The sequence below is a fragment of the Reinekea marina genome (assembly GCF_030409715.1).
GTDB lineage: Bacteria > Pseudomonadota > Gammaproteobacteria > Pseudomonadales > Natronospirillaceae > Reinekea > Reinekea marina.
Genome location: NZ_JAUFQI010000001.1, coordinates 3220108 through 3239587, shown reverse-complemented (window position 1 = coordinate 3239587; position 19480 = coordinate 3220108). Strand labels below are relative to the sequence as shown.

Annotated in this window: 20 protein-coding genes and 1 other RNA gene; 12 read left to right on the top strand and 9 right to left on the bottom strand. The window is 42.3% G+C overall.

Annotated features, from left to right (window positions below; translation table 11 throughout):
• Positions 1-133 precede the first annotated feature (133 nt).
• The 3 genes from QWZ13_RS17785 (at position 134) to astE (ending at position 2659) form a co-directional block, all read left to right on the top strand.
• A complete protein-coding gene (locus tag QWZ13_RS17785) occupies positions 134-841 on the top strand; it encodes an ABC transporter permease (protein ID WP_290283414.1) in 708 nt (235 codons plus the stop codon).
• Positions 842-844: 3 nt separating this feature from the next.
• Positions 845-1546 carry an ABC transporter permease gene (locus tag QWZ13_RS17780; RefSeq protein ID WP_290282968.1) on the top strand — a complete coding sequence of 234 codons (702 nt, stop codon included), beginning with the start codon at positions 845-847 and terminating at the stop codon, positions 1544-1546.
• 138 nt (positions 1547-1684) lie between these two features.
• A complete protein-coding gene (gene astE, locus QWZ13_RS17775; protein WP_290282967.1) occupies positions 1685-2659 on the top strand; it encodes a succinylglutamate desuccinylase in 975 nt (324 codons plus the stop codon).
• Here astE and QWZ13_RS17770 read toward each other — a convergent pair.
• Both QWZ13_RS17770 and QWZ13_RS17765 read right to left on the bottom strand, forming a co-directional pair.
• The gene (locus QWZ13_RS17770; RefSeq protein ID WP_290282966.1) at positions 2645-3358 is read right to left on the bottom strand and encodes an LrgB family protein; all 714 of its coding nucleotides are present in this window, start codon (positions 3356-3358) and stop codon (positions 2645-2647) included. The two genes, astE and QWZ13_RS17770, sit on opposite strands and share 15 nt — an antisense overlap.
• Positions 3355-3774, bottom strand: a complete 420-nt coding sequence (locus tag QWZ13_RS17765; protein WP_290282965.1) for a CidA/LrgA family protein — start codon at positions 3772-3774, stop codon at positions 3355-3357. The genes QWZ13_RS17770 and QWZ13_RS17765 overlap by 4 nt, the downstream gene beginning before the upstream one ends.
• Before the next feature lie 44 nt (positions 3775-3818).
• On the opposite strand from QWZ13_RS17765, the gene smpB reads away from it, so the two are divergent.
• From smpB to QWZ13_RS17750, 3 genes are all read left to right on the top strand, one after another.
• Positions 3819-4304: an SsrA-binding protein SmpB gene (gene smpB, locus QWZ13_RS17760; protein WP_290282964.1), complete on the top strand. Its 486-nt coding sequence runs from the start codon at positions 3819-3821 to the stop codon at positions 4302-4304.
• Between the two features lie 225 nt (positions 4305-4529).
• Positions 4530-6152 carry a methyl-accepting chemotaxis protein gene (locus tag QWZ13_RS17755; protein ID WP_290283413.1) on the top strand — a complete coding sequence of 541 codons (1623 nt, stop codon included), beginning with the start codon at positions 4530-4532 and terminating at the stop codon, positions 6150-6152.
• Positions 6153-6335: 183 nt separating this feature from the next.
• Positions 6336-7961, top strand: coding sequence for a methyl-accepting chemotaxis protein (locus QWZ13_RS17750; protein WP_290282962.1), 1626 nt, complete (start codon positions 6336-6338; stop codon positions 7959-7961).
• A gap of 66 nt (positions 7962-8027) precedes the next feature.
• Here the strand turns inward: QWZ13_RS17750 and QWZ13_RS17745 are convergent, their stop codons facing one another.
• Complete coding sequence (locus QWZ13_RS17745; RefSeq protein ID WP_290282961.1) at positions 8028-8180, bottom strand: hypothetical protein; 153 nt, start codon at positions 8178-8180, stop codon at positions 8028-8030.
• On the opposite strand from QWZ13_RS17745, the gene ssrA reads away from it, so the two are divergent.
• Positions 8136-8519: a transfer-messenger RNA gene (gene ssrA, locus QWZ13_RS17740) on the top strand. The two genes, QWZ13_RS17745 and ssrA, sit on opposite strands and share 45 nt — an antisense overlap.
• Positions 8475-8711: a hypothetical protein gene (locus QWZ13_RS17735; RefSeq protein ID WP_290282960.1), complete on the top strand. Its 237-nt coding sequence runs from the start codon at positions 8475-8477 to the stop codon at positions 8709-8711. Before ssrA ends, QWZ13_RS17735 begins: the two co-directional genes overlap by 45 nt.
• On the opposite strand, the gene QWZ13_RS17730 is transcribed toward QWZ13_RS17735, so the two are convergent.
• The 3 genes from QWZ13_RS17730 to QWZ13_RS17720 are packed head-to-tail and all read right to left on the bottom strand — an operon-like array spanning position 8708 to position 9902.
• Positions 8708-8884, bottom strand: coding sequence for a hypothetical protein (locus QWZ13_RS17730; protein ID WP_290282959.1), 177 nt, complete (start codon positions 8882-8884; stop codon positions 8708-8710). The genes QWZ13_RS17735 and QWZ13_RS17730 overlap by 4 nt on opposite strands.
• Positions 8847-8969, bottom strand: a complete 123-nt coding sequence (locus QWZ13_RS17725) for a hypothetical protein (protein ID WP_290282958.1) — start codon at positions 8967-8969, stop codon at positions 8847-8849. Before QWZ13_RS17725 ends, QWZ13_RS17730 begins: the two co-directional genes overlap by 38 nt.
• Positions 8970-8999: 30 nt before the next feature.
• Complete coding sequence (locus QWZ13_RS17720) at positions 9000-9902, bottom strand: TIGR01777 family oxidoreductase (protein WP_290282957.1); 903 nt, start codon at positions 9900-9902, stop codon at positions 9000-9002.
• A gap of 91 nt (positions 9903-9993) precedes the next feature.
• On the opposite strand from QWZ13_RS17720, the gene QWZ13_RS17715 reads away from it, so the two are divergent.
• The 4 genes from QWZ13_RS17715 (at position 9994) to QWZ13_RS17700 (ending at position 17749) form a co-directional block, all read left to right on the top strand.
• Positions 9994-11403: a cryptochrome/photolyase family protein gene (locus tag QWZ13_RS17715; protein WP_290282956.1), complete on the top strand. Its 1410-nt coding sequence runs from the start codon at positions 9994-9996 to the stop codon at positions 11401-11403.
• Positions 11404-11588: 185 nt separating this feature from the next.
• A complete protein-coding gene (locus tag QWZ13_RS17710; RefSeq protein ID WP_290282955.1) occupies positions 11589-13292 on the top strand; it encodes a diguanylate cyclase in 1704 nt (567 codons plus the stop codon).
• Between the two features lie 102 nt (positions 13293-13394).
• On the top strand, positions 13395-16253 hold the full coding sequence (locus tag QWZ13_RS17705; RefSeq protein WP_290282954.1) for a tetratricopeptide repeat protein: 2859 nt from the start codon (positions 13395-13397) through the stop codon (positions 16251-16253).
• The gene (locus QWZ13_RS17700; RefSeq protein ID WP_290282953.1) at positions 16250-17749 is read left to right on the top strand and encodes a tetratricopeptide repeat protein; all 1500 of its coding nucleotides are present in this window, start codon (positions 16250-16252) and stop codon (positions 17747-17749) included. Before QWZ13_RS17705 ends, QWZ13_RS17700 begins: the two co-directional genes overlap by 4 nt.
• Before the next feature lie 19 nt (positions 17750-17768).
• Here the strand turns inward: QWZ13_RS17700 and QWZ13_RS17695 are convergent, their stop codons facing one another.
• The 3 genes from QWZ13_RS17695 to QWZ13_RS17685 all read right to left on the bottom strand — a co-directional run bounded on the left by QWZ13_RS17695 (position 17769) and on the right by QWZ13_RS17685 (position 19478).
• The gene (locus tag QWZ13_RS17695; RefSeq protein WP_290282952.1) at positions 17769-17921 is read right to left on the bottom strand and encodes a hypothetical protein; all 153 of its coding nucleotides are present in this window, start codon (positions 17919-17921) and stop codon (positions 17769-17771) included.
• A gap of 110 nt (positions 17922-18031) precedes the next feature.
• Positions 18032-18520, bottom strand: coding sequence for a cysteine hydrolase family protein (locus tag QWZ13_RS17690; RefSeq protein WP_290282951.1), 489 nt, complete (start codon positions 18518-18520; stop codon positions 18032-18034).
• Positions 18513-19478, bottom strand: coding sequence for a sensor domain-containing diguanylate cyclase (locus tag QWZ13_RS17685; protein WP_290282950.1), 966 nt, complete (start codon positions 19476-19478; stop codon positions 18513-18515). Before QWZ13_RS17685 ends, QWZ13_RS17690 begins: the two co-directional genes overlap by 8 nt.
• Between the last annotated feature and the right edge of the window lie 2 nt (positions 19479-19480).

The window sequence follows — 19480 nt, the reverse complement described above, 5'->3', positions numbered from 1 at the left end:
CGTCTAAAATAAGGGCTCTTTTAGGGCCCTTATATTCAAAACATCAGGTTCTACTTGGTATTTGCTGGCCAAGTACGCGGCAAGTGCATACCAAGTGTAATCATAATAATTAGAGAGAATTTCAATGGCTGGAATGTTTGATTTTGAAGGCTATGGTCCTTCGATAATGGGTGGGGCTGTCGTAACGATTGAGTTAGCGGCACTTTCTATCATCTTAGCATTTACGTTAGGGCTCATTGGGGCCATGGCGAAAATGTCCAAAAACCCAGTTCCCAGAGCAATAGCCACTTTTTATACGACCTTAATTCGAGGCGTGCCCGACCTAGTTTGGATGCTGCTGTTGTTTTATGGTGGCCAAATTATGGTCAACTCATTTTTTAATTTACTGTACGACCTAAGCGATGGCAGCATTGACATCTTCTTCTCATTCAATGAATTTTTATCGGGCGTGCTAACCATTGGTTTCATCTTTGGCGCCTATATGACTGAAACGTTCCGAGGCGCTTTCTTGGCGGTAGATCCCGGCCAAATAGAAGCAGGAAAAGCTTATGGCATGAGCGGCTGGCAAGTATTTAAGCGTATTTCGTTCCCGCAGATGATGCGACATGCTTTACCTGGCATTGCAAACAACTGGCAGGTGTTGCTTAAGACCACAGCCTTGGTGAGCATTATTGGTTTAGCTGATATGGTGCGTTTAGCTTCGGAGGCGGCAAAAACAACGGGTCAACCCTTTAAGTTTTTGATCCCAGTTGCCATTGTGTTCTTAGCGATAGCAGCGCTTTCGGATGTCGTGTTTAAGCGGCTTAACGTTAAATTCAGTGCTGGCGTAATTAAGGGTTAATAGATGTTTGAATCAATAATAGAGATTTTTGGCAACCCTGAAACTTGGGCACACTATGGTGATGGCTTAGTTAAGACCGTTCAGTTAGTCGTACTATCGTTAATCGTTGGTTTTGTATTGGCTGTGCCGTTAGCGATTATGCGCGCTTCTGAAAATAAGTTTATTTCCGGGCCAGTTTGGGTATTCACCTATGTGTTTCGAGGAACACCGCTACTAATACAGCTATACATGATTTACTACGGGGTGACGTTAATTGAAGGTATTCAAGAGTCCTTTTGGTGGGAAATATTCAAGCGCGCTTTTTACCCTTGTTTAATTGCGTTCTCATTAAATACCGCCGCCTATACGACAGAAATTTTCCGTGGCGCTATTTTAGCGACACCGCGTGGCGAAATCGAAGCCGCAAAGGCCTATGGTATGGGCTGGGGCAAGCGAATGGCTCGCATCATTCTGCCGAGCGCGTTCCGACGTGCAATTCCAGCTTACAGTAACGAAGTAATCTTTATGTTACACGCTAGTGCTATTGCATCGACAGTGACAATTATTGATTTAACAGGCGCCGCACGCGATATCTACGCTCGCTACTATTCGCCGTTTGAAGCTTTCATTTTTGTAGCACTCATCTATTTAGCTTTAACGTTCTGCATTTTGGGTGTGTTTAAGCAGCTCGAAAAACGAATGCTTGGCCATTTGCAGCCACGTTAGAAGCACAATTAAAAAGAGCCGCTAAGGCTCTTTCTTTTTATCCGATCCGCTGTAATCTCAAGAAACATAAAGAACCCGACAGGCACTGTTATGACATCATCTTTTTTTGCACCCCATAAAGACATAATCAAGCACACAATGGCTAACGCCGATGTAACGCTCGAGCCAAAGCACGATATTTTATCGGCAGGCACTGAGGTCACGTTTTTAGATACGGGTGTCATTAAGTTTGAGCCGAATACGGCATGCGATACATCGCTAGTGATTTCTTGTGCCGTACATGGCAATGAAACCGCACCCATCGAAATTATCAGTAAAATCATTGATGATTTATTGGCGGAAGACCAAAAAAGTGGTCAGCGTGTTTTATTTATTTTAGGCAACCCTTGGTCCATGATTGAAGCGGATCGCTTTGTCGATGTAAATATGAATCGTCTGTTTTGCGGTGATTGGCAAGGCTATGATGTTTCGTTGAAAGAAGTTAAACGTGCGGCAAAACTTGAAGCTTACGTGGCTAATTTTTTCGCTGAAGAACCAGTGACTGTCACTCAACGTATGCATTACGATTGCCACACTGCCATAAGAGACAGTGCTCGCGAAAAATTTGCGGTTTACCCTTATGTTCCTAATCGCACATTGCCTGAAAGCCAAAAAGCCTTTTTAGCAAGAGCCGATATTCAAACGGTTTTATTGCAACAAAAAGAGGCTAACACCTTTAGCTCTTTTACATCACTAAAATACAATGCTGAAAGCTTCACGCTTGAATTGGGTAAAGTAAAGCCTTTCGGGCAAAACGATTTAAAACAATTTGTAGGCATAGATTACGCCTTGCGTGAACTTATTGCCGGGGAAGCGCTTCCAGCGAAGGCTAAAAAAGCAGTCGATTCATTTGTTGTATGCCATGAAATAGATAAAACCAGTGATGCCTGGGAGTTTTTTATTGAAGACAGCGCCGCCAACTTTGCCGGTTACCCTAAGGGCTTTACCGTGTGGAAAGACGGTGAAGAATCGTATCAAGTTGAAAACGAAGAAGAGTATGTCGTGTTTCCAAACCCAAAGGTACCGGTTGGGCAGCGAGCGGGTTTGATGCTGAAAAAGCTAGCCACCGACTAGCCTTTCAACCCAAGTTGTTAATGGAGAAACCGGCAAGACAAATGCGCTGATGACGCCCGTTAAGCTCATAGCCAAGCCTGCAAAAGCACCGCAAGTAGCCGATTTCTCAAACGCTTGTGCGGTGCCAATACCATGCGCCGTAATACCAATGATTAAACCTTGAGTCGCATCGTCTTTTATTTTTAGCCAACGAAGGCTAATCGGCACTATCAAACACCCCATTACACCAGTTATCAAAACAATACCTGCTGTTAGCGAAGGGCTTCCGCCAGCTAAAAGCGATAGATCCATCGCAATCGGTGTGGTAATCGATTTTGGCATTAAACTTAAGCTCAGTACTAAATCGCCTGTCCAAAGTGCACTGATCAGAGCCGCGCTGCTGGCGGCCACCAACGCGCCAATAAAACAAGCGACCAATAACGGTAATGCCATTTTTTTGATTAAAGGCATTTGTTCATAGAGTGGAATGGCTAACGCTACTGTTGTAGGACCTAGTAAAAAGTGAATAAACTGCGTGTCTTGTCTAAATTGCTCGTATTCCCAGCCGCTCCATACTAAAAAGCCTATCAGTGACGCGATTGATAAAAACACCGGGTGCGCTAACGGAGAGCGCCGACAAAAGACGTAAATTTTCTCTGAAATAAAATACACGCCCATCGTTAGGGTGAGTGTAAATAAAAGGGTGAGTTCCGGCGTCATGATTGTTTCCCTAATAGCTTAAACACAAGCGCCATTGCCAGAACCGTGAGCAAAGTGCTGATCGCAATAATGACAAACATGGCAACGCCTAAATTGTATAGCCTTCCTAAATGTTCTATCAGTCCTACCCCAGCGGGTACAAACATTAAGGTTAGATAGCGAATCAACAAATTCGAAGGCAATTTCAGCCAATTTGGTACGCCGCCGTAGATAACTAACGTTAGCCACAAACCCATTAAGCCGACAACACTGCCCGGTATTGGCCAGCCTACCCAAGCTACAAATGCACTGCCTAAAAACCAATACAACAACAATACAAACAAACCAAACACAATAATTCCTCTTTTATTACCCATAAAAGTACATGGCAAGCGATTAATGCACCAGAAAGCCGATACAATACCCGATATTTGCACACATGATGATGGTCAAATAGTCTAAAAGCGATATAATCGCCAATATGAATAAACCAAAGAAAAAAGCATCGACCAGCGGTGGGTCGATCGCTCAAAACAGAAAAGCCCGCCATGATTACCATATCATCGATAAATACGAAGCTGGCCTCGCCCTTATGGGGTGGGAAGTTAAAAGCATGCGTGCTGGAAAACTGCAGCTGGTAGACAGCTACGTTATTTTTCAAAACGACGAAGCTTATTTGATTGGTGCCCATATCACGCCTTTAAATACAGCATCTACTCATGTCATTGCCGATCCTACTCGTACGCGTAAGCTTCTGTTAAATCGCCGGGAAATAGATAAGATTCAGCGCAATTCCCAGCAAACCGGTTACACGGCCGTTTGTTTAGGTGTTTATTGGAAAGGCAATAAAATTAAAGCCGACATTGCCTTAGTAAAAGGTAAACAGCAACACGATAAACGAGCCGCCATTAAAGATCGTGATTCTAGTCGCGATTTACAGCGAGTAAATAAGGCCTATAACCGATAATTATTGGTTACTCTCACCGAAAGCAGCCTATATCCAAGGCTGCTGCTCATCGTAAGAAAAAACCCCTAAAACCCCTAAAACCCCCTATCTATGGGTTGAATTGTATTCATTTTGGGCGTTAATTAACTAATTTAAGCGCCTCAATATTGCATTTTGAACAGCTTGGTCTAGATTCAAATTGATAAGGCTAAAGCTAATGCCTATCTAATTGAGGAGTTTAGGGTGATGCAATTTAATAGTGTTAAAACCAAGCTGTTGTTTATTCTAGGGGGAACCGTTGCTGCATTAAGTACGGTTGCATTTATTGCGCTGGCTCGAATGAATGACGATATTCATAAGTATGATCAACTCATTCATGTTGATGAACACGCCAGCGAGCTGGCATTAAAAGCCGATTTAGAGTTTAAGCGGCAAGTGATTGAATGGAAAAAAGTCTTAATTAGCGGCACGGAAGATGCTGAACGCGAGGCCAGTTGGAACAAGTTTTTATCTCGCCACGATACCGTTCAACAAGAAGTGAAAGAACTGATCCCTTTATTAACACAAGGCAGCGAAGCGTTAACTCTTGCAGAACAATTTCTGATTGATCACGAGATCATGAAAGCGACCTATGAAGAAAGCTTAAGCAGCTTTGCGTCATCAGGCTACAATGCATTGAAAGCCCATAAAACTGTGGCAGGCATAGACGACGGACCCTCGAAAGCACTCGACATGATCGTTCATCATTTAGGGCGCCAAGTTGTCGAAAAAGTGGCCATATTAGAAGCTTCATCACGCAAGAACTTTATTATTGATATTCTGGCATTTGTGGTGGTTATGGTGATTGTCACCATAGGTGCTATCTGGTTTATACAAAACTACATCGTAAAGCCACTGAAGCTAGTTACCCTTAATTTAGGTGCATTAGGTGAGGGGAACTTAAAGCAAACCTGTGAGTATAGAAGCAAAGACGAGCTTGGGCAGATAGCCGATACGGCAAGAGCATTACACCAGTTTTTGTTGAACAATATGGAAACAATGAAGGCCACTTCTTTGGCCTTGACGCAATCTTCCACTAACTTATCAACTATGTCGAAAGAACTCTCGCATCAATCTAACGAGCAATTCAGCTCAACCGAGCAGGTAGCTACAGCCATACAAGAGCTAGCCCACAGTGCTGAAGAGGTATCTAATAACTCTGCACTGACATTAGAAAAAACCCAAGAAACCGCCGATAAGTCGGCTCAAGGTACGCACATTGCCGAAGCGGCGAAAACTAAGTCAGTGAAATTAGTGTCCGATTTAAATGAAAGCGCTCAAGCGATTAAAGAGCTTGCCGAGAATGCGGCAAACGTAAGCAATGTGCTTGATGTGATCAGAGCGATTGCAGAACAAACCAACTTATTGGCATTAAATGCGGCGATTGAGGCGGCAAGGGCCGGTGAGCAAGGAAGAGGCTTTGCGGTAGTGGCTGATGAAGTACGAACATTAGCGCAAAGAACTCAAGACTCAACTACTGAAATTGAACGTATTTTAGATAATGTAAAAACCGGGGCCGATAATGCCGTTGTAGCGATGGATAAAGGTCAGGAGAGTTCATTAAAAACAGAAAAAGACATCACCGAAGCCAGCAACGCGTTACAAGAAATTGCAACGATGGTGGCCGACATCAATGAAAAAAATATTCAAATAGCCAATGCATCGAAAGAGCAAACCGATGTAGCCTTGGGTATTTCTTCGTTAATTTCTAACATACAAGGTTTAGCCGATGCCACCAACAAACGAGTTGGCCAAACACAAGCCATTTCAGAAGAGCTTGACGCATTGATTAAAAAGTTTGATCAGCAAGTCGCGTTATTCAAAATGTAGAAAAAAACTGCCCTGTTCAGTATGAACAGGGCAGGAGTGCCGCTGCGCATGTATCCTAATCATCTTCGTAAGTGTATTTTATTATTTTGTTCAATTTCTTGTCATAGTCTAAATCTACACTAAATTCCAAAGAATAGGAGCCGATACTCTTGTTGGCAGGCTAATTATTATTTGGAGATTCACGTGGCTATTATTTCGAGCGTAAAAGCAAAACTATTGGTAATTATTTATGGTTCAATCTTCGCACTCAGTGTTATTGCGTTTATTGCATTAGGTAGAGCAAATGGAGATATGGAAAAGTATGACGTGCTGGTGCACACCGATGAATTAGCCAGTGAATTAGCGTTGAGAGCGAATTTAGAATTTAAGCGCCAAGTGCAAGAATGGAAGAATGTTCTAATACGAGGTGCCGATGCAGAGCAGATGGCGAAATACTGGGATCGTTTCAATAGTCGCCACGACACCGTTCAAGACATAGTAAACCAATTACTGCCGTTGCTAGAAAGTGGAACCGAAGCCCAAAGTCTTGCCAAACAATTTTTGACCGATCACAGCGCCATGAAATCAGCCTACAGTGAAGGTCGTAATCAATTTATTGCATCAGGGTTTGATATTGCCGTGGGTGATAACTCCGTAAGCGGTATTGACCGTGCACCGTCGGCAGCGCTAGATTTAATAGTAGAGCGCTTAGGTGAACAGGTGAATGCCAAAATATCAGTATTGGAATCCTCTTCACAACGCAATACCGTTATCAACCTTGTATCGTTTATTGCTGTAATTATTGTGGTTGCATTAGTCACCCTGTATTTTGTCAGCAAAGTCATTATTCGCCCATTGAGTGAAGTAGCGGATAATTTAGCCGCCATAGGCGAGGGCGATCTTTCAACAGGGTGCCGTTACCAGAGTAATGATGAAATAGGCAACATTGCGAATACAGCAAGGTTACTGCAAAGTTTTTTAACCAAAAATGTAGAAACCATGAAAGTTACTTCATCGGCCTTAACGCAATCGTCAGCGCATTTATCCGATATGTCGAATGAATTAGCCCAACAATCTAAGCATCAATACAGTGCAACGGAACAAGTAGCAACGGCGGTTCAAGAGCTTACTCACAGCGCCGAAGAAGTTTCAAATAACTCAGGCTTAACCTCGGATATAACCAAGGATACAGCGCAAAAATCGTCACTCGGCACGCAAATAGCCGATTCCGCTAAACGTAAATCTATGCAGCTGGTAAGCGATCTAAATTCAAGCGGAGAAGTTATCAAAGAGCTGGCCGAAAACGCCGCCAATGTAAGCAGTGTTTTGGATGTAATCAGAGCCATTGCCGAACAGACTAACCTACTGGCGCTAAATGCCGCCATTGAAGCCGCCCGAGCCGGCGACCAAGGCCGAGGCTTTGCCGTAGTAGCCGACGAAGTAAGAACCTTAGCGCAGCGCACCCAAGATTCAACCACTGAGATCGAGCGCATACTCGAAAACGTGAAAACTGGTGCCGATAATGCCGTAGTAGCCATAGATAAAGGCCAATTAAGCTCGCAAGCCACCGAAAAAGACATTACCGAAGCCAGCAACGCCCTTCAAGAAATTGCCGACATGGTGGCCGGTATTAACGAGAAGAACATTCAAATAGCCAACGCTTCAAAAGAGCAGACCGAAGTGGCTATGGGGATATCGTCATTAATATCCGACATTCAATCACTAGCCGAAGACACCGATACACGAGTGACCCAAACGCAAAGCATATCGAAAGAGCTAGATGCGCTGATTAAACAATTCGATCAGCAAATAGCCATGTTTAAAATGTAGCCACCAAAGCTGATTGCAGAGTGAACAGCTAACCCCATTAACCAAACATAAATAGGCAGTGCCTATTTATGCTGGTATACTAAGCCCTTGAAAAATAGGGCAAAGCCCCAATTTCTCAAACATGGTGATTATTATCCCAAGCCACTCTCGCAAGAGAGCTTTAACCAGTTTAAAGGGGGCGACCTGGCTTCGACGTGGATTACTAAGCTCCAGGTGCATGTCGTGTTGGTAGCGAAACACGTTAATCGAAAGCTGCAAACTTATAGTTGCAAATGATGACAACTTCGAAGGTTACGCGCTAGCCGCATAATTCTTCAAAACTGGGTCTTAGTTACCCGGCGGTCACTGATCTGTGCTTGAACGGATCTACTGACTGTCAAACATTCAAGATACGCGTAACGGTTGCCAAGGCCCGATCGCCGACAATCTAAATCCCTGGCTCCCCGAGTCGCACCTGTCCTTCGGTAACGACAAGGGTAAATTAAAGAAGTGACTAAACATGTAGGACCGCGAGTGGCGGATTTGCGGACGCGGGTTCGATTCCCGCCGCCTCCACCAATAAACAACCCCATGCAGCAATGCATGGGGTTTTTTATTGGTCGAACGACGAGAGTCGTTCGCTTTATGCGTTCCGGGTTCGACAAATTGCCAGGAGCAATTTGGTCCGCCAAAGGCGCCCGAAGGGTTGCGTACATGGTTGTACGCAAGACATTCCCGCCACAGGGCAAAGTTAGCCACAATCCAGCCTAATGCAGCAATGCATGGGGTTTTTTATTGGTCGAACGACGAGAGTCGTTCGCTTTATGCGTTCCGTGAAAGTTACAAATGCCATCCTTGGCATTTGCCATAGGCTCCCTTTGGTCGTGCTGAATTGTTCCGGACAATTCAGTCGACAAATTGCCAGGAGCAATTTGGTCCGCCAAAGGCGCCCGAAGAGTTGCGTACATGGTTGTACGCAAGACATTCCCGCAACAGAGTAAAGTTAGGCACAAAGTAATCTAATGCCAATGCATCAGTTCGTTTTTGCTCGAACCCGATCTAGTCCTCGGCTGAATTTAGTAGGTTGGAAAGGGCATCGCTCAACGTTGAATACCTAAACTCAAAACCACTCTCTCTCAACTTGCTAGGCACCACACGCTGACTATCCAATAACAAACAAGAAGATTCACCTAGCAAAAGCTTTAAAACAAATTCAGGAACTGGAAATAGTGCAATGCGGTTCAATGTACTGGCTAATGTTTGAGTGAACTCTTTATTTTTTTCTGGTGTAGGGGCCACCATATTCACTGGGCCTGAAACATCTTGGTTTCTTAGTAAAAACTCAAGCGCATTAAGATAATCTTGGTAATGTATCCACGCCATATATTGCTCGCCATTGCCTAACCTTCCACCTAAGTTTAATTTAAAAGGCAGTAACATTTTCGCCAATGCACCTTGGCGATTGCTTAATACAATCCCAGTTCTTAAATTAACAACACGAGTGTATGAGCTAGCTTGGTTAGCCGCAGCTTCCCATTGGGTGCAAAGCTGTGTTGAAAAGCTGGTGTTTTTAATATCGGGATGTTCAGTAAGCGCTTCGTCTCCGCCATTGCCATAAATACCAATGGCGGAACCACTGAGCATGACACTGGGAGGGTTTGCGCTTTTGGTGATTAGCGTAACCAGTTGTGATGTTATTGATAGTCGGCTTTTGGCGATGATGGCTTTTTGTTTATCTGTCCAACGTTTATCTATTATGGGCTCACCCGCTAAATTTATGATTGCATCAAATTCGTCGAGATTATCTAAAGAATCGAGAGATGAAATGCAGTGGATTGCTTGGGGAAACTGTATTCTTGATCTTTCAGGGTTACGAGTGAGTATGGTGAAGGTGTGTTCATTAGAGTGTTTAATAAAAGCCGAGCCTAGAAAGCCGGAGCCCCCTGTCATTAAAATGTTCATACACCCTCCCGTTTAAATTCGCTTTTAAAGATCTGATTTATATATACGGCCGTACTTACCCTAGCAGTAATTAATTTCGTTAAGGAACCTAATGCAGCCGTCAGTCACCCTTATGTGGTTTGAACAAGATCTTCGCTTAAGTGATAACCCCGCTTTAAGCGCCGCTCTGGCTCAAGTTAATGTATTGCCTATTTTCATTTTAGATGAAAAGAATTGCGATAATCTCAAGCTCGGTGGCGCAAGCCGAGTGTGGCTGTATGAATCGCTTTCCCAATTAAATACTCAGCTTAACGGAGCGCTTAACCTCTACCTGGGAGATGCTGAAACCATCATCGAAAATATTTCCCAACGGTTTAATATTACCAATGTGTTCTGGAATCGCCGCTATGAACCCTGGCGTATTTCGCGCGACACAAAAATCAAAAAAAAGTGCAGTGATCTAGGCATTCATGCCAAAAGCTTCAACGGAACCCTATTAAATGAGCCCTGGACCATTTTAAAAGCTGATCGAACGCCTTATAAAGTGTTTTCCCCTTATCACCGCCAATGCATCAAAAAAGGCTTGAAGTTAAATGCGGTTAGCGCGCCAAAGGTGCCGAGCTCTCTGGTCAGAGACGCCCAATCCACTTCGTTAGATTGTTTGCCTTTACAACCAAGCCAACCGTGGGGTGCCTCCTTGCTAAGCCATTGGCAACCCTGTGAGCAGGGTGCGCACTCTATTCTACGTTCGTTCTTAGAGAACGGATTAGAAGGTTATCAAGAAAATCGTGATTTTCCAGCAGTACAATCTGTAAGTAGGTTGTCGCCTCATCTTCACTTTGGCGAAGTATCACCAAGGCAGATCTGCCAAGAGCTTAGCGCCATGCCAGAAAGCCAAAGCAAAGAGGGCTTTATGCGAGAGCTCTACTGGCGTGAGTTTTCATATTACTTGCTGTTTCATTGGCCTAGCCTGCCCAGTCAGAACTTTCAGCCATCGTTTGATCATTTTCCTTGGCTTAACAAAGCCGATCAAATAGGGCGTTGGCAAAAAGGGCTGACAGGCTTCCCGATTATCGATGCAGGAATGCGCGAGCTTTGGCAAACAGGTTATATGCATAATCGGGTAAGAATGATCACGGCTTCTTTCTTGGTAAAAAATTTGATGGTCGATTGGCGTATTGGGGCGAAGTGGTTTTGGGATTGCCTAGTAGATGCCGATTTAGCCAATAATAGCGCAAGTTGGCAGTGGGTTGCGGGTTGTGGTACCGATGCCGCGCCGTATTTTCGAATATTTAACCCAGTTACGCAGAGTGAAAAATTTGACCCGAAAGGGCTCTACATCAAACAGTACTTGCCTGAGTTAAAAGCTTTGCCGATTAAATATTTATTCCGACCTTGGGAAGCCCCAGAAGATGTTCTGGCTATGGCTCAAGTCTCATTAGGTGACACTTACCCAAAACCAATGGTCGATTTAAAAGCAAGCCGTGAGCGGGCGCTGCTTGCCTACAAGAACATTTCTTGACTGAGTTTTAAGAATTTAAGCGATTTTAGTTGTATTTTTGTGGAAGTTCCTCGGTTTTAAGAGCGGCTTGCTTATCATTTGCTCATATCAACTAAAATTAAGTTATAGTTATTAGATGGGAAGCAATCTTCATTCTTTTTTAGAATTTGGTTAATGGGCATTTAATAAGGCATAAGTAATAAAGTATGAGCAGTATTCAGGCATTTTGTAAATTTATATTCGTATTACTTTGCACGGTATCTACTATTGCAGCGACTGAAGCGTTTCCGCATGAGAATTCACTTACTTTAGTTAATGATCGCTTATTTTTGTATGCGTCAGCAAATTCAACCTTGGATGCAGAGCTCGCATTTGAAACTTTTAAGCAAGGGCACTTTGCTGAAAATACAAAAGGCAAGGTAAGCCTTGGCTTCACCCGGAAAAACATATGGGCGGTGTTGCCTGTTAACAATACCAACGAAGCGACTGAGTCTAGAGTGATCAGGATCGATAATGCCTGGTTAGATACCTTGGATGTTTATTTTTTTTCTAACGATGCTTTACAAAAAAAAGTGTCACTAGGCGATAATATTCCATTTTCGCAACGAGAACGTAGCACCCGAATGCCTTCGGTGGAATACGAGTTTCCGGCCGGACAATCTTATGTACTCTTTCGGTTTCGTTCACAAGATCCGATGGCGTTTCCAATGTACATTGGCAGTGAGCCAGCCATGCAATCAGAATTTGCAAAAAATGCCTATTTATATGGGGCAATGTACGGTGGCTTGCTCATCCTGCTTATTTACAATTTAACACTTTACGCCTATGTGAGAGAAATTCGCTACTTACTGTACCCAATCTACTTATTTGCGTTTACTGCATTTAATTTCACATATACAGGACACGGTTTTTGGCTAGTGTGGCCAGACTCAGTAGCCATTCAACAATGGCTAATGCCCATTTTAATGTTTGGCTATATTTTTTCAGCCGTGGTCTTCACGATAGGTTTCCTCAATACCCGTACTTTTTTGCCGGCCTTATATGACAGTAGGCTTCGAATATATGGTGCTTTAATTGCCTTAGCTGTACTGCTATTTTTGTTTGGGAGTCGAATGGTCATTGTTTTGGTTCAGTTGGCCATTTTATCAATGTTAACCTTTGCGATGCTTTTTACTGGGTATCTTGCCTATAAAAACAAAGATCCTATGGCGAAATTCTTTATTCCAGCGATACTTATGGGCACTGGGGGTGCCTCTTTTTCTAGCTTAGCAACCTGGGGCGTTATTCCGTTTTCTCAGGCTGCGTTTAGAGGGATAGAGGTGGGCATGATGCTTGAAATGTCATTGCTATCTATATCACTAGGATTTAATTTTAAACTCGCCCAAGACGCTCGTAAACACGCAGAAAGTAATGCGAGGTTAGATCCACTCACTAATCTTTATAACCGGCGAGCTTTTATAGAACTGGTGCAACCCAGTTGGGAATTAGGAAAGCGAAATAACACGCCAATGTCTATTTTATTGATGGATCTTGATTGGTTTAAAAAGATAAATGATCAATTCGGACACGCCACCGGGGATGAAGTACTTGAACGGGTCGCAAAAGAAATAAAAAATCGCGTTCGAGATTCTGATATTCCATTACGTTGGGGTGGTGAAGAGTTTCTGATTTTTCTTCCAGATACCACTCAAGAGCAAGCAAAGCAGTTAGCTGAAGAGCTGCGCAAAAAAATTGAACAAGTCGCCATACCAAATGGCGAAGCAGTGACTACGAGCATAGGAGTGGTCAGTGCATTACCCACTCAAGTCGAACTAGAAAAACTTATATCCATGGCTGATGAATCTCTTTATTTGGCGAAAGAGGAAGGCAGGAATAGAACTGTTGTGCATAGTTCTGTTGAAAAATTATAAGAATCGAGAACCCATTTTTAAATAAGCCCTTGAGGCTGCCTTGAATTACGTCTATCTTTAAATAGTCTAATTTAGGTTGTCAAAATAACAAGAGGGTTTCAAATGAAGAGCCAAGGGTTAAGGTTTCTGGCTGCAGTCTTTATTTTACTAGCAAGCTGTATAGCTATGGCTGCAGCAGAGACAAAGCGCACTATGCATTGGCAGAATGTAGTTGACCATTTTTTGGCAGGTCGCACTGTAGATGCCGTTAAAGCCGCTGAATTGTGCTCAGCCACTGATGTTTTTTGTGCAAAATATACCGAAATCCACTTGATGCCGATGTTCGGAGACATAAATGTACGAATCCGAATTGAAAGCCTTCGTGAACGTTTTGGAACAGAGTATGAAGTCGCTTTAAAAAATGGCGTGGCCGATGCTATGGCATTGGATGCTTGGCAAAAGCTAAATTTGAACCACTCCTCAGAGCCTAATTTTAATGAAAACTTAAAGTTATTAGACCCACTTTTAGAATATGACCATGATTTAGCCTGGTACCTCGCAGGCTATTTGCGTAGCTACGAAAATAATTCTATCTATAGCAGAGATGGGCTTCCTTATTTAATAAAGGCCTCAGAGCTAGGAGTTCTAGATGCAATGGTCAAAGTGGCTGGATTATACGCTTGTAGAAAGTGTGCGGGCCAGCCTAACGACCAGCAAGCCTACCTGTGGCTAAACCAAGCAATAGTTTTAGGTTTTGCACCCGCCATGACAGAGATGGGCGCTTGGCTAAGAATAGGCTACGTATGGCCAAAGAATGTTCAGCAAGCCGAAGCCTATTTAAAACAAGCAGAGAAAGCTGGTGACGCGAATGCGCTATGCGAGTTGGGGAAGATGGCCCAACTTGGCGATGGAATGGCAATTGATGTTAAACGCGCTGTTGAGCTCTATCAAGAGGGCCTCAAATTAGGAGGGAATCGATGCGCCAAATATTTAGCGCAGGTCTACGAATTCAATGATCTACCTAGAAAAGGCGATGAAAACGAATTGACGTATTATAAAGAATGCGCAATGACCGGTCGGATCGATTGCGCTCGAGAATGGGCACGAGAGTCGCTCTATATTGATAGTTCACTTTCGTTGAAAGATAACCCAGGCGTTGCTGCACTTAGTGAGTTATCAAAATATGATGAAGATTCAGCACGAGTTCTAGGTGTTTTTTACTTATATCGAAGTGAAGAGGGAACGAAGCAGCTGTCATTCGATGCACTCCAAAGAGCATCGCTAATGGGTTCTCACAAGGCAGCTTACCAAATGATATCGCTGTTAATGGAACATCAAGATGAGTTTGATTCTAAAGAATTAGATAAGCTTCCTGAATTTATTAACAAAGCATTAACTCAAAAAACGCAGAAAAAATTAGTATATACGTTAGCGGATTCCTACTTAAAAGGTACGTACTTTGATAAAGATGTTGAAATTGCACAACAATGGCTTTGGGCTTCACTTTATACAGCAACAGATTCTCAAAGACTTAGGTTGCTAAATCTTATTGAGTCACGTGATTCTTTTATTGATGATGAAGATTTAAAGTGGGCTTTTCGAGCTTTGATAGGCAATGAAACCGACAGTCAGGCAAAAATACATCATTATTTGGGGCGACTTTATAGAGGGCATGACCAGCAAAAAACAGTAGCTTATCGTGAGTTTTCTAAATTACTTCCAAAAACCAGCAATAAATCAATTGAAAACGTAGCACTTGCTTTGGTTCATAGTTCAGATGTTCACGATGGCCAGTTTAGTGTTGAAAAATTCGAACGCTATGCGCAAGCGGCATTAGAAAGTAATAAAGGTGAAGTAAACCCGGAATACTACTATTGGCTAGGCTCCATTGCTCATTTGAATAAGTTTAAAATAAAAAATCAAAAACTGGCGGTTAGTTTATTAGAGCGCAGTGATCACCACGGGTACTCCTATTTAGCACGACTATATTTAAGTACTAGTTATGGCATGTTAAATGAGCAACGAGGCCTAGCCATTCTAGAAAAATTGATGAATGCCGATAAAAACTATTCTGGCTCATTCTATCGGGAGTTAGCTGGGTATGGAAAATCTTTGAATCGTCTGGATTTAGCCGATTACTTTTATCAAAAAGCATTACTCGCCGGTGACTTTAGATCAAGAATAGAATTAGACAAATTGTTTAGTTTGTTAAAAGAATCAATTGGCTCTCCCTATAGAGATAAGCTTTATAACGCAATAAATGCTGTCGAAAATGCAAGCGAGCTACCCGATGTGGAGGCCCTAAAAATATTCTACGCTGCAAACCGATTTGAACGTATGGCAATAAATGATAAGGAAATGTTATCTCACGTAATCCGTATTTATGATCAACTTCTAGATCATAATAATTCTAAGATAAAAATTTTAGTGAATGAAGCGTACAGCGAGTTATATTATATGGACAATGCAATAGTTAAGGCTGATCCATTTAAAGAACGACTGCATCTGCTTCATTGTGAAAGACAAAATATATGTTTAGAGGAAAGTACTTTTAGGTTGGCAGTGAATTTTGTTGAAGTCTTTCCTAAAGATTTTCAAAAAGCAAAAAGTCTTATAGAGGAAAACGAGCCAAAGTCTCCGAAGTCTTTACAGTATTTATTGAAATATCACGCTGTAAAAAATGATAAAGAAAGTTGGTGGCGTACAATGTACTCAAGCAAACTATTTAAGCGAGATCAACGTTTTTTTATGTACTTAGCTAGATACAGACCAAAGACAGTTACTCGAGATGAGGTTTGGGAACAGCTGTATTTGATAGAAGGATCAGTTGAATATCAGGTTTATGCGTTACGAGTACTAATGAATGATGAATCACTTTTGCCAGTAAACGAACAAGAAAAAGAACAGATGCGATTAATGATCAGTGGTACTGAGTACGAAGATGGAAAAACTGCAAGCTATTTGTTAGGAGGTGAAAAGTGAATCCTACTATTTTTAAGTTTGTAGTCGCAATCTCATTGTTAGGAACAATGAATTTTTCTTTTGCTAATGGAGTTCCTTCTAGTGTAAGTACACAGGTCGAAGAGTTAGGAGTCCGAACATACCGTTTAAACCTAACCGCTCTGGGTGGTGACAATGATGGATCTGTTCAGGCATGGCGAGAGAGTGCGCAGGATCTTTGTCGAAACCCAGATTGGCTAGGAGTACCAACTGATCCTGTGTCTTTTTTATCACCTACTCGAAGCGCTTCTAAATCATCAGCAACTAAGGCCGCTTTAGTAACTCGAACGTTAACAGGCGTTGTCTTTTGTTTAACAGGATTCTCGGATAGCCGTGAACAAGGAAGTGATGCTCAATTTAAGCAGCTAATTGAAATGCCCTTATCGGAATTCAATCTCCCAATAAATACTACTTTGTATAGCATGCTCAGAGATGAAAAATATCAGTTGCTACTTACTACTTTGGAGGGATTGTTTGAAAAATATCGGAATGGAGAACTAGAAGAGTCCACAATTAAGGCGCTCTATTCACAAATTCTGCTAAATGACCCGAATCAAATAGTGAAATTAGAAAAATTAGTCTCTCAGTACCCGGATTCAGCTGTTGGTTACCTATTGCTGGCTATGTCGAATAGGGATCTTGCGTGGGATTTCAGAGGGTCTGGCTTTTCCATGAACGTAGTGGAGGATGATTTTCAAATTTTTAAGGAAAAAATGAAGCTAGCGAAGGACTATATTGATAAAGCCAGAGAAATTGATCCAATGCTGCCATTGGTATGGGCAAAAACAATCGATATTTACAAGGGTATTGGAACATCAGAAGCCTATTTGGCTATTCCTATTTTTCGCGAATCTTTAGAATATCAGCCTGGTTCGGTAGAAACGCATTTTTCTTTTTTTCACTATTCACTACCAAAATGGCATGGAAGTGAAGATATATTAAAGTGGCTCATTGAAGATACTAAATCTCGCTACGCAATAAACCAAGATTTAATAGTGTTAGAGGCACTGTATATAGATTATGAAGGGTGGAAACTATCGCAACGAGGATTGCATGAGAAAGCCCGAGAAAAGTATCAAGAAGCCATTGAGGTTTACTCTCACCCAGCAATTGTAAGCTCCCAAATTTCCACGGCGTTTCGTTTTGGTGAGTTAGAATTAGCGCAGCAATATATTACAGAGTCTCTTGAACGCAATCCAGGAAGTTCTGGTTTGTACGGTAACTTAAGGTACATAGCTGTTGAGCAGAAAAACTATTTTGATGCTGCAAAGTTTGCTTATGCCGAGGCATTACTGGATAAACAGGTAACCGAACCGTTGTACTTAAGAGTTAGAATTTTTATGGCGTATCGACGATATAATGATGCATTAGCAGAGTTGAATGAGCTTTTAAAGCGGGATACAGAAAATAGCTTAGCGATACAGCAATTGATAGCAGAGGTAAATTACCAAAAATCTATCAGGGATGAGTCCTTGTAGTTTAATTAAGCTGCACTTATTATTGAGAGTTGGAGTAGACAATGATTTGGCTATAGTCAAAAACAACTGCAGGTGTATTTAATATTTGAATGATTGAGGCGTAGTGCTCAACTTTTTGTGTAGAACAGTCTTGCTGATTCGCTAAAAGCGCCTTTCTAATAGAGGAAGTCATTGTGGTTGAACCGGATGGAGGTATTGCGAGCCTGTTTGTTGCCCGAGGTAAGCATGGCGTGGGTGGAGAATAGGCTATAGATAATAACAGGCTAGCCTAAACAAAAGTGGCTATCGTACCAATGCACGAATAGCCGCATGAGAAATAACATTGCGGTCTTGCATTAACATTTCAGCCCTATTTGGTTTCGGGCTGATTACGCCTTCTTGCAACACGGTCGCCGAAAAGCCGGCTTCGTTGGCACCGTTATACGTAAACACCACGCATTGTTCCGCAGCTTGGCCGCAAAGGATTACAAAATTAACATTTAGGCTTTGTAACGTTTCCTTCAGGTTAGTTTTGAAGAATCCATTTGAGTAGTGCTTTTCTATGTGTAAATCAGAAGGGTCTACCGTTATATCGCTAATTATCTTTAACTCTTGCTCGTTAAGTTCATCTGCTTCGCTTACGTCACGGATATGTATGACGGGTTGCTTTGCCGAGCGCATCAACTGGCTACAATAGTTTATGACTTCGCAAGCTGTTTTTACATCGTCCGTTTGCGTGTACTCTTCTATAAATGCATTTTGCATATCAATAATTAATAGAGCACTAGCCATTTCGAGCCCCTCGCTTTTGCTTGTACATTTCGGCATCGGCTTGTTCTATCATGGCTTCCATTGGTAACTCGCTGTAGTGGTTAAAGTGAGCCACACCGGCGCTGTATTCAATGTTGAATGGCTTATCATTGGCTTTGTTTAAGATGTCGATATTTCTTTTTAGGCGTTCTAGAACGGCTTTTACTTTTTGATCGTTGGAGTCTGTGATGAGAGCTACAAATTCATCTCCACCCCAACGGCCAGCTACATCGCATTCTCGGATGGTATCTAAAAGTACTTGCGCAAATTTTTTAAGCACATAGTCACCTTCGTGATGGCCATAAGTATCATTAATGGCTTTAAATTTATTTAAATCAAATAAAATGGTGGTGAGAGACATCTCTTTACGGCTGGCAAATTTCCGCGTGTGCTCAGCGAGCGATAAAAAACCGCGCCTGTTTGAAATTAGAGTGAGTTCATCGAGGGTGGCCATTTGAATGGAGCGTACTTCTTGCTCGATCATGGCCCCTAAATCTCTAAGCAGCTGTTTATCTTCTTCATCCATTTCGCGCGGCTTGTCATCTATGATACATAAGGTACCAATGTTTATACCTAACCTTAGTTTTAACGGGTAACCCGCATAAAAACGAATATTGGGGTTTTCAGTCACTAACGGATTATCGTGAAACCGCTCATCTTCGATGGCATTGGGGACAATGAATATTTCATCGCCGTTAATGGCATGACCACAAAATGAAATGTCTCTAGGCGTTTCAGTAGCATCTAATCCTTGTTTAGATTTGAACCATTGTCTGTTTTCATCAACTAGGCTAACGAGTGAAATAGAAACACCGAACATTCGCTTTGCCATTCTAGTGATGCGGTCGAACCGTTCTTCGTGGGTTGTGTCTAAAATCTCAAGCGTTTTAAGCGCATGTAAGCGTTCGGCTTCGTTTTCTGGATAATTAGGTGCAATCATAG